Origin of the sequence: Geminocystis sp. GBBB08 (genome assembly GCF_016743215.1) — a bacterium.
In the GTDB taxonomy this organism is placed as follows: Bacteria; Cyanobacteriota; Cyanobacteriia; order Cyanobacteriales; family Cyanobacteriaceae; genus Geminocystis.
The window spans coordinates 1-10,282 of sequence record NZ_VRZC01000140.1 but is presented as its reverse complement, the minus strand read 5'-3'; the positions used below and the strand labels follow the sequence as shown (position 1 = coordinate 10,282).

At 32.1% G+C, this 10,282-nt stretch carries 9 protein-coding genes and 1 pseudogene; 8 read left to right on the top strand and 2 right to left on the bottom strand.

The genetic code is table 11. The features are described from left to right. The 3 genes and pseudogenes from FWJ34_RS15100 to FWJ34_RS15090 all read left to right on the top strand — a co-directional run. Positions 1 to 252 (top strand): annotated as a pseudogene (locus FWJ34_RS15100) (ABC transporter permease); the annotation flags it as partial. 121 nt (positions 253 to 373) lie between these two features. Further along, a complete protein-coding gene (gene surE, locus FWJ34_RS15095; RefSeq protein WP_308256163.1) occupies positions 374 to 1,168 on the top strand; it encodes a 5'/3'-nucleotidase SurE in 795 nt (264 codons plus the stop codon). A 110-nt stretch (positions 1,169 to 1,278) separates the two neighbouring features. Beyond that, positions 1,279 to 1,866, top strand: a complete 588-nt coding sequence (locus FWJ34_RS15090; RefSeq protein ID WP_308256162.1) for a DUF3727 domain-containing protein — start codon at positions 1,279 to 1,281, stop codon at positions 1,864 to 1,866. A 238-nt stretch (positions 1,867 to 2,104) separates the two neighbouring features. Here FWJ34_RS15090 and FWJ34_RS15085 read toward each other — a convergent pair whose 3' ends face one another. Continuing rightward, complete coding sequence (locus FWJ34_RS15085) at positions 2,105 to 3,217, bottom strand: peptidylprolyl isomerase (RefSeq protein ID WP_308256161.1); 1,113 nt, start codon at positions 3,215 to 3,217, stop codon at positions 2,105 to 2,107. Between the two features lie 203 nt (positions 3,218 to 3,420). Here FWJ34_RS15085 and FWJ34_RS15080 point away from each other — a divergent pair, with 203 nt between their 5' ends. Beyond that, complete coding sequence (locus FWJ34_RS15080) at positions 3,421 to 3,564, top strand: high light inducible protein (protein ID WP_308256160.1); 144 nt, start codon at positions 3,421 to 3,423, stop codon at positions 3,562 to 3,564. A gap of 176 nt (positions 3,565 to 3,740) precedes the next feature. Continuing rightward, positions 3,741 to 6,554: a DNA methyltransferase gene (locus FWJ34_RS15075; RefSeq protein WP_308256159.1), complete on the top strand. Its 2,814-nt coding sequence runs from the start codon at positions 3,741 to 3,743 to the stop codon at positions 6,552 to 6,554. 338 nt (positions 6,555 to 6,892) lie between these two features. On the opposite strand, the gene FWJ34_RS15070 is transcribed toward FWJ34_RS15075, so the two are convergent. Then, the gene (locus tag FWJ34_RS15070) at positions 6,893 to 8,056 is read right to left on the bottom strand and encodes an aminotransferase class V-fold PLP-dependent enzyme (RefSeq protein ID WP_308256165.1); all 1,164 of its coding nucleotides are present in this window, start codon (positions 8,054 to 8,056) and stop codon (positions 6,893 to 6,895) included. A 175-nt stretch (positions 8,057 to 8,231) separates the two neighbouring features. Here FWJ34_RS15070 and FWJ34_RS15065 point away from each other — a divergent pair, with 175 nt between their 5' ends. The 3 genes from FWJ34_RS15065 to FWJ34_RS15055 all read left to right on the top strand — a co-directional run bounded on the left by FWJ34_RS15065 (position 8,232) and on the right by FWJ34_RS15055 (position 10,122). Further along, positions 8,232 to 9,155: an Hpt domain-containing protein gene (locus FWJ34_RS15065; protein ID WP_308256158.1), complete on the top strand. Its 924-nt coding sequence runs from the start codon at positions 8,232 to 8,234 to the stop codon at positions 9,153 to 9,155. A 215-nt stretch (positions 9,156 to 9,370) separates the two neighbouring features. Further along, entirely contained in the window at positions 9,371 to 9,649 is a 279-nt protein-coding gene (locus FWJ34_RS15060) for a hypothetical protein (RefSeq protein ID WP_308256157.1), read from the top strand. Between the two features lie 83 nt (positions 9,650 to 9,732). Then, the gene (locus FWJ34_RS15055) at positions 9,733 to 10,122 is read left to right on the top strand and encodes a hypothetical protein (RefSeq protein ID WP_308256156.1); all 390 of its coding nucleotides are present in this window, start codon (positions 9,733 to 9,735) and stop codon (positions 10,120 to 10,122) included. The last annotated feature ends 160 nt before the right edge of the window (positions 10,123 to 10,282 follow it).

Below are 10,282 nucleotides of genomic sequence, written 5' to 3'. Positions count from 1 at the left end.
TTTGGTGTCCCTTTATTAATCATAGGTGGCACTTTTTTCCCTAGTGCTTTATTCCCTAAAAAACTTTTACAAATTGCCCAATTTAATCCTATTTTTCACATGAATGAGGCTTTAATTAATGTGTGGGGTAAAGGTAAATCTTTTGAGGAAATTCAAGGTCATTTTTTCTTTCTTATTATTTTTGCGATCGCCATGCTATTTTTAGGATGGTGGTGTTATGAAAGAATGATCAAATCTGAAACAACGTTATGAGAAATGAGGAATTTAAAATTTAGAATTTAGAATGAGGCAATGATGAATTAGAAATTAGGAGAAATAAAATTATCAACTATTCATTATTTATTATCTATTCACTATTTACCCCATCACTATTATGCACATTTTAATTAGTAACGATGATGGCATTTTTGCATTAGGGATTCGCACTTTAGCAAATACGATCGCGAGTCATGGATATAAAGTTACAGTGGTAGCTCCAGATCGAGAAAGATCAGCTACCGGGCATGGTTTAACGTTACATCATCCTATTCGTGCGGATATAATTGAGGGAATTTTTACCTCAGAAGTTACCGCTTGGTCATGTTCAGGGACACCATCAGATTGTGTTAAATTAGGATTAAGTGCCGTATTAAAAGAAAAACCTGATTTTGTTCTCTCTGGTATTAATCAAGGTTCAAATTTAGGTACAGATATACTATATTCAGGCACTGTTTCCGCCGCGATGGAAGGCACAATCGATGGCATTACCAGTATTGCTTTTAGTCTGGCCAGTTTTACCAAAAAAGAATTTCAACCGGCGGCTAATTATGCCATAAAATTAATTGAGCAATTAATCAAAAATCCTTTACCCGAACCAACTTTGCTTAATATTAATATTCCTCCAGTGGCAGAAGCAGATATTGCTGGAGTAAAAATTACTCGTCAAGGGATTAGGCGTTATATAGAGAATTTTCAAAAAAGATTTGATCCTAGGGGTAAATGTTATTATTGGTTAGCAGGAGAATTAGTAGAAGAAATTAATCAACCCGAACATATTTACTTACCTCCTGATTTGCCCACAGATGTTCAAGCTAACAAAGAAAATTTTATTACCATTACCCCTTTACAATATAATTTAACCGATGTAGTTACCGTAAAACGCTTACAAAATCAGAATTTTGAGGGCTAGTGGAGAGATAATCATTTTTACTTTGTGAGTTTATTTTTTATTCTGTCTCAAACCATGATATTCTGAATTTTACAAATTAACTTTAATCAAAATTCTAGCTAAAACTAATTATGTCTTCCTCCCAATTTTCTTCAGAAAGTGGGCCTTATGATGATAGTGAGATTGTCACTATTTATGATGAAGAAGGGCGATCGCTGGATTGTTACGTTGAAAACGAAATAGAATATGATGGCAAAAACTATGTCTTGTTAATGCCCACTGATTTAGCTATTGTCATTCTCACGGAAGAAACCAACACCGAAGATGAGGAATACCCTGAGACCATCATGGTAGAAGATAGTGACGAGATTGAAGCTATTTTCGATGACGCTAAAGCAGTATTAGGAGAATTAAATCTCTATTTAAAACGTACTGGTTTTATTTTATCTGCCAGTGGTGAATTACCCCCCCTTGAAGAAAATAATATTATTAGTCTTGAAATCGAAGAACATATATCAGAAATCGAACCTGAAGAGTTACAGTTTTTGGCCAGTTTTTACTGTTTAGAACAAAAATACAATATTTGTACTCCTTTAACACCCATTTTATTTGTAGGAGAAAGGAAAAAATTAGGAAAAATCGAAGTATTCCAAGCTGAAGAGGAAGAGTTAAGTTGGATTCTCGAAGAATTATTATTTGAAGAATATGAAGATAATTAATCATTAATGGGAAATAAAAATATTAGTTATCTAAAGATAACGTTAGCTATTAGCAGTAAAAATACAATTAATTAATTTTACTTACTTAAATATCAGTTATGAATTATTATCTCACTTTAAAAAATAAACTTCCAAGCCCATGACAAAAGTCTATTAAAATGGACTGAAAAACCACAATTTTGACTTTTGCCTTTCAGAAAGTAAACAGACAATTAATTTGCCTACTTACTTATAAACGTTAGAAAACTAAATTCTCTTTACCTTCAATAACATTCATCGAGATAATTTTGTCTTCAGAGGTTAATTTATTTAATACTTCTTCGCCTTCAGTAACATAACCAAAGACAGCAAATCTTCCATCCATTAAATTATATCCGGGAGGGGTTACTTCTGTGTCAAATTTGAAGAAGAAAAATTGAGATGAACCACCATTGGGATCTGTTGTAGGACGAGCTAAAGCTACTGCGCCAAAAGCATTAAAAGGTAAAACTGGTTGGGCTAAATACATACCAACATCTTCTGTGGTAAAGCCATAAATTGGTTCTGATTCTCCTTTAACTAATATTTCCAAAGGAATAGCTCTGTATTCATTTGTAACTGGATCAATAAAACCTTCAGCTTCACCTTCTGGATCGCCTGTTTGCAATACATAATAATCTTCTGCACGGTTAAAAGGTAAACCATCATAAAATTTACGGTTAACTAAATCAACAAAGTTACCACCAGTCACAGGCGCACTATAACCATCCACCACAATCTCTAAATTTCCTTGGGTAGTTTCTACCTTGACTTTCGCTCTACCTAATAACTGTGGTAAATTAGCATATTCTTCAGGCACTTTATAAGGAAAACCTGTTACCATATCCTCTTCCAAGGCGGTGATATTATCTAAAATTTTAGCTCTCACAAGGGAAATTTGCTTTTTATCTTCTTTTTCTGCTAATTCTTGTAGTTTTCCGACATCTTCGGCTATGGCAGTTACTAATTCTTTTGCTTTTGGTTGTAATTCTTCAGACACACTAGATATTAAGTCTTGTTGGTGTAATTTTAATAACAAAGCTGCATTTTTAATCTCTTTTTGTACTAATGACCATCTTTGCGATCGCACATTTTTAGCTATTTTTTCAATATCTTGTTGAATTTGTCTAATAATATCATTATTTATAGGTAAAGCATATCTTAAAATAGCTTCAGGATCGGTTATAGCGTCTCCTTGTGCCAAGATACTTCTTCTTACTGTCTGGGCTTGGGCTGTTTGTAACCCTAAAGGATTAAAGGCGATCGCCACTGCAAAAATTAAGACTGTAGCAATAGTGACTTTTAATAGACGTTTCCATTGATTAAGGATCATGGGTATATTTTTGTTTTTAAAGAATCTTCCACAATTCATTATTTCACAAAAAAGTTAGATTTTAAGGTTGAGCTTAGTTTCAGGGTAATTCTAATTATTTTTTTCATAAATGTAAAGTTTTATTGTCAACTTTAAAAAGTTATGTTAAGCTATTTATAGATTGATTGACACAAATGCAATTTTAATATAATAGGAGAGTCATCATGGAAAACAAAGAAACAAAATTAGGTTTTACTTCTTTTGCTGAAAATTGGAATGGTCGTTTAGCAATGTTAGGATTCTTAATTGGTATTGCCACTGAGTTATTAACTGGAAAAGGTATATTAGCTCAATTAGGCTTAATGTAATTAACGAAACCATCAAAATAAAATCAGTTAAATTAAGATAATTTGACTACAAAAAAGGGGGCTAAATGCCCTCTTAATTTGTGTGTATGTTTTGCTAAACTTATTGATATATAATTTAAAAGAGTATTTTAAATACTACTTAAAACGGAAGAAAATATCAAATCATAATTATTTTTATGACGACAAAAGAAAATCTACAAAATTTTATCAACTTTTGTAAAGAATATATTACAGGGCAGGAAAGAAAAGAAGCACAAATATTTTTAGATAGATTTTTTCAGGCTTTTGGTTACGATGGTGCATTAGAAGCTGGAGCGAAATATGAAGAAGCGATAAAAAAAGGTAGTCTCAAAAAAAATACTGGTTTTGCGGATTTAGTCTGGAAACCCAAGGTATTAATTGAGATGAAAAAACGAGGGGAAGATCTTAATAAACATTATGCCCAAGCCTTTGAATATTGGTCAAGACTGGTGCCGAATCGCCCTCGTTACGTTATTCTTTGCAACTTTGATGAATTTTGGATTTTTGACTTTGACTTACAATTAGATGAACCTGTAGATATAGTTGCTTTAAGCGATTTAGGGAAACGTTATTCCGCTTTTAACTTCATGGCAAGGGGTGAAAGTAAGCCAATTTTCAACAATAATCAAGTAGAAGTCACCGAAAAAGCTGGAAGAAGACTAGGAGAATTATTCCAAATTTTACAACAAAGACTAATCTCCCCCTCCCCCTTAGAAAATAAACCCCCTAAATCCCCATTAAAAAGGGAGACTTTTAATAGTATGACTCCCACCTTACCAAGGGAGGCTGGGGGGGTATTAAAAATTCAAAGATTTATTCTCCAATGTGTGTTAGCAATGTTTGCTGAAGATAGAGGTTTATTGCCTGAGAGTCTCTTTATTCGTTGCGTAGAAGAATGTATTGCCGGTGCTAGTAGTTATGATGTGTTGGGCGGTTTGTTTCGGGAGATGAATAGTCATGGTATCACCCCAACTGGTAAATATCAAGGGGTAGAATATTTTAACGGCGGTTTATTTGCCACTGTGGAAACCATTGAATTAACTAAACCAGAGTTAGAAATTCTTGCTACCGTTGCACGACAAGATTGGAGTAAAGTACGTCCTGCTATTTTTGGTAATATTTTTGAAGGCACTGTTAACGCCAAAGAAAGACATAGTTACGGGATGCACTATACTTCGGAAGCGGATATTATGAAAATTGTGCGCCCAACTATTACTAAATATTGGGAGGATTTAATTGATAGTGCAAATACGGTAAAAGAATTGACTAATTTGCAAGTACAATTACAAGATTATAAGGTATTAGATCCTGCTTGTGGAAGTGGTAACTTTTTATACGTTGCCTATCAGGAATTAAAAAGAATTGAACAAGTTTTATTAGATAAAATAGCCAGTAAAAATAAAGGACAAAATTTACAAAGAAATCTAAGTTTTGTGACTCCAAATCAGTTTTTTGGTATGGATATTAACCCTTTTGCCGTAGAGTTAGCTAAAGTTACTTTAATGATAGCTAGAAAAGTTGCAATTGATAAATTTAATTTAATTGAACCAGCCCTACCTTTAGATAGTTTAGATCATAACATTATTTGTACTGATGCTTTATTTTCTGATTGGATAAAAGCCGATGCTATTATTGGTAATCCTCCTTTTTTGGGCGGTAAAAAATTAAGACAAGAATTAGGAGATGATTATGCAGAAAAAATTTATCAACAATTTAAAGAAGTAAAAGGGCAACCTGATTTTTGTATATTTTGGTTTAGAAAAACTCATGATAATTTAACTGAAAATGCAAGGGCAGGTTTAGTAGGGAGTAACTCTATTTCTCAAAATGTTAGTCGTCAAGCTAGTTTAGATTATATAGTCAAAAACGATGGTTTTATTCATGACGCAGTCTCAACTCAAGTATGGTCTGGAGAAGCTGCCGTTCATGTTAGTATTGTTAATTGGGCAAAAGAAAAATCTAATCAACTATTTTTAGATAATAAGCCTGTTTATCAAATATCAACCTCTTTAAAAAATGAAATTTCTGTAACTTCTGCTAAGAAATTACAAGCTAATAAAAATTTATCTTTTGAATCATGTGGATTGAGGGGAAAAGGTTTTATCATTTCGGAAGAAGAAGCGAAAGAGTGGATAAAAAAAGATAGTAAAAATCAAGAAGTTTTAAAACCAATGATTGACGGGAGAGGCTTGATTTATCCCTTTGAAAAGTTAGATTGGGTGATAGATTTTAATGATATGTCTATTGAAGAAGCATCAAATTATTATTTACCTTTTGAAAGAGTTAGGGAAAAAGTTAAACCAGAGAGAGATAAACAAAGAAGAGAATCTCGTAAAAAATATTGGTGGAGATTTGGAGAATCTTGTCCGGCAATGAGAAGAGCATTAAAAGGTTTAAAATGTTATTTTGCTATTCCTAAAGTTGTTAAATATGTGTTATTTACTCCTGTTGATATATCAATTTTACCTTGTGAAGCTAACATGGTAATTGCTTCTGATGATTTTTATTTTTTAGGGATTTTAACCTCAAAAATCCATCGAATTTGGGTAAAAGCTCAAAGTTCAACTTTAGGAGAAACTTTACGTTATACAAATACAACTTGTTTTGAAACTTTTCCTTTTCCGCAGTTAAAAAATGCTTTTTTTCCTAGGTATTTAGATTCTTTAAATAATTCTGATGATATGAAAATGGTGGGCATTGCCCACTCTACGAAGGAGCAAAAAATTGTGCAACAAATCAGAGACAAAATGATAGAATTAAATGATTATAGGAATGTGCAAAGCACATCAAAACAATGGGGAATTACTAAATTATATAATGAGTATTTTCATGAGCCTAGCATTAAGTTATATCAACTTCATCAACAGTTAGATCAGTTAGTGATGAAGGCTTATAATTTTGATGAAAATGAAGATTTGCTAACTCAAATATTAGCTTTAAACTTAACTATTTCCGAAAATAAAATGTAGGTTAGATAGAGACAACTAAACCCAACTATGTTTAATTAATTTTTGTTGGTTACACTTTGTTTAACCCAACCTACCTTCTGAAGTGCGAGGTTTTAAACCCAAAATTTTGATAAAATGACTATTTTGTTGTGCTTTTTTGCGATCGCTATAAAAAATGCAAAAAAAAGAGAAAATCTCTTGTCGATAGTTGCTTTTTATGTTAAAATTTAAACAATAGAAATATAAACATTTTTAAATATAAACATTAATATTCCCATTGTAAGCTATACATCTATTATTACAAATAAAAAAAGAAAAGTCAAGGAGAAAAAAAGTTTTTTTTATTTTGAGTGCAAAATCTAAGTTGAACGAAATTGACGTAAATTATTAATAGTTTTAAGGGTAAATTCAGCGACTTTTTCTATTTCTTCTTGGGTATTAAATCTACCAATACCAAAACGTAAAGAAGCCTTAGCTAAATTATCGGGATGCCCTAATGCTTTTAATACATGAGATGGTTTTGTGGAGTTTGATGAACAGGCTGAACCTGATGACAGAGCGATCGCTGATTGTAAAGCTAATAATAAGGCTGAACCGTCAACGCCGTCAATACTGATATTCAAATTTCCTGCTAATCGTTGATTTAAGTCACCATTAAGGTAAATTCCATCTAATAGACTCAATTTTTGCCATAAATAATTCCTTAACTTTTGTTGTCGTTGATTTTCAGCATCTAAGTCTTGCAAAGCAATTTTTACTGCTTCGGCAAAACCGACAATCTGCGGTGTACATAGTGTACCAGATCGAAAACCTCTTTCTTGGCCTCCCCCTTGAATTTGTGAAGCTAATTTTACTCTGGGATTTTTGCGTCTAATATATAAAGCCCCAATACCTTTTATACCATGAATTTTATGGGCAGTTAAAGACATTAAATCAACATTCATTTTTTGCACATCTAAAGAAATTTTACCGATAGCTTGAGCAGAATCAGTATGAAAAATTATTTCATTTTTTCGACAAACAGCACCAATTTTACTAATATCTTGAATAACACCTATTTCATTATTAGCCGTCATTACGGACACTAAAATAGTATCATCTTGAATAGTTTTACTAAGTAAATTTAAGTCTAATAAACCGTTTTTTTCTACTGGTAAAAAAGTCACCTCAAAACCTAAACTTTGTAAATATTGACAAGGTTCGATAATAGCATTATGCTCTGTTTGTACTGTTATAATGTGTTTACCCTTAGTAAAATAAGCCTCTGCAACCCCTTTGATGGCTAAATTATTGGCTTCTGTTGCACCACTAGTAAAAATAATTTCGGTTTCATCAGCATTAATAGCTTGGGCAATAATACTTCTAGCTTGTTTTACCGCAGCCTCTGCCTCCCAACCATAAACATGAGCACTGCTGGAAGGATTACCGAAATAATCAGTAAAATAGGGCATCATTGCCGTTATAACTCTTTTATCGACTTGAGTGGTAGCGTGATTGTCAAGATAAATAGGACGATTCATTATTGATAATGAGGAATGAGGAATGAGGAATGAGGAATGACGAATTAAAACCTATTATCTATTACTATCAAATATTTTTCAGTATCGTCTCTCAAACTGATAGTTAATTCTTGATTATTCTAGGTTATTATAAGGAAATAAAAACATAGGCAGTTTTCAGTTTGTGGGAGTAGAAACTATGGATAGTGCCAATAATGAAAGAATTGTCGGATATTTTATTGAAGAAGCTAAAGAGCATTTAGAAACTATCGAAAAGGGTATTTTAGATTTATCTTCGGCGGTGAATGATGAAGAAAGTATTAACGAATTATTTAGGGCGGCTCATTCTATTAAAGGTGGTGCGGCAATGCTAAACTTTACTAGCATTCAAAAAACTGCTCACCGTCTTGAGGATGCTTTTAAAATATTACGAGATGATCCTATTGAAACAGATCAAACTTTAGAAAGTCTTTTCCTCAAAGCCTATGATATTCTACAAGATTTATTAGAACGTTTGCAAGGACCTATTGGTTTGTCGGAAGAAGAAGGCGAACAAATTATGGAAGCAGCAGAACCTCATTTTGTAGAATTACAGAATTATATTCAACAATTGGCTGATGGAGAAGTGCCAAAACCATCTCACATTACGTCTAGTTCCGTTCGTAAGTCAAGTCCGTCTTTAACAGCAATTCCGAGTAACGAAGTTGTGATGCAAGTTAGACAAGTATTACAGCAAATGTTAGTTATTTTCAAACAAGAGTCAACTCCTAATAATCGTCAACAATTACAAACTATGTGCGATAAATTAATTAATATTGCACCGGAAGAAAATGGTTGGCAAAGTTTAATCAAATGTGCAAAACAAGCGATTAATAATCCTAAACATTCTTATCGTTTATTAGCTCCTGTTATTATTAAAGAAGTTAAATTGGCTGGAGATTGTTTAGAAGTAGGTAAAGGTACAGAAATTGCACCTTCTCAGGGTTTAGAACAATTGGCTTACTCTAAATTACCACAAGTTTTAGTCAGTGTCGATCCTAATATTGCTGCCGAAACTCTTAGTAAAGTTTTCAATAAAGAGCAAATTTCTAAATTAGTTAATTTATTACAAGCAGTGCATTAAATAATGAGGAATCAGGAATGGGGAATGAGGAATTAAGAATGAGGAATTAAGAATGAAAAAGCAAAAAAAAGTCTCCCTGTCTCCTGCTATCCCCATCACAAATGACAAATGACAAATGACAAATGACAAATGACAAATGACAAATCACTATCCACTATTCACTATCCACTATCCACAAATCACTATTCATTGTTACTTCTCAATGATTGATTGCTATGTTGCCAGTTATAACTAATTTTTTTGAGACTTATAATACCTATTTTCAACCTATTTTTTTCTTGATTGCTTGGGTATTTTTGGGTTTGTTATTATCAACATTAATTACCAGTTTAAAGGATATAAAAAAACGAGGGGAAATTATGCACAAAATTCCCTGTAGTCAGTGCCAATATTTTACTAATAATTATCGTCTTAAATGTACCCTTCAACCTTTAATTGCTAATACTGAGTTGGCTATTGATTGTAGTGATTTTAGAAGTAAAGAAAGTTTGTAAATGAAGGTTAATCAAAATAATTAATTAGTAATAATATTGCAATAAAGATTATAATTTATCAGAAAAAATATTCACCTAAAAAAATGAAACACCCTATTAATCAACATCATTGGTTTAATTATCTAAATCCCATTACTTTGAGCATTTTTACCACATTAGCTATTAGTAATAGTTCATCAGCCAATCCTCTTTGTTATATGATTGATGCTAATGGCAAGAAAGTCAATTTGTCTTTTTTATGTCCTACAGCTAAAGTTTCAGCACCAACTCCTGCTAATACTCAAAAACCAACAACCCCAACTAAAGCAACTCCTATAACTCCTCCAAATCCCACTGCACCAGAAACATTAACACCACCACAAAGTAATAATAGTAATACTCAAAAACAAGAAGTTGATAAATCTCAATTACCAGCAATACAAAGAGCAATTCCTTTATTACAAAATCAACAAACTCCTCAAGTTAATAACTAATTTTTATTCAATTTTTGCTAAAGTCATTGTTAAGTAATCATCAAAGTTTTTCAATTATTCTGATTATTAATAATTATTCAAAAGACTTAATAAATTTAATTGAGTTTATAGTTAAACAGTCTATTTTATTTAAACAAAGTCATCTGATATTGCTTAATAA

Coding starts and splice junctions, on each gene's coding strand:
- surE (WP_308256163.1), top strand. CDS start 374: ATGCACATTTTAATTAGTAACGATGATGGCATTTTTGCATTAGGGATT.
- FWJ34_RS15090 (WP_308256162.1), top strand. CDS start 1,279: ATGTCTTCCTCCCAATTTTCTTCAGAAAGTGGGCCTTATGATGATAGT.
- FWJ34_RS15085 (WP_308256161.1), bottom strand. CDS start 3,217: ATGATCCTTAATCAATGGAAACGTCTATTAAAAGTCACTATTGCTACA.
- FWJ34_RS15080 (WP_308256160.1), top strand. CDS start 3,421: ATGGAAAACAAAGAAACAAAATTAGGTTTTACTTCTTTTGCTGAAAAT.
- FWJ34_RS15075 (WP_308256159.1), top strand. CDS start 3,741: ATGACGACAAAAGAAAATCTACAAAATTTTATCAACTTTTGTAAAGAA.
- FWJ34_RS15065 (WP_308256158.1), top strand. CDS start 8,232: ATGGATAGTGCCAATAATGAAAGAATTGTCGGATATTTTATTGAAGAA.
- FWJ34_RS15060 (WP_308256157.1), top strand. CDS start 9,371: ATGTTGCCAGTTATAACTAATTTTTTTGAGACTTATAATACCTATTTT.
- FWJ34_RS15055 (WP_308256156.1), top strand. CDS start 9,733: ATGAAACACCCTATTAATCAACATCATTGGTTTAATTATCTAAATCCC.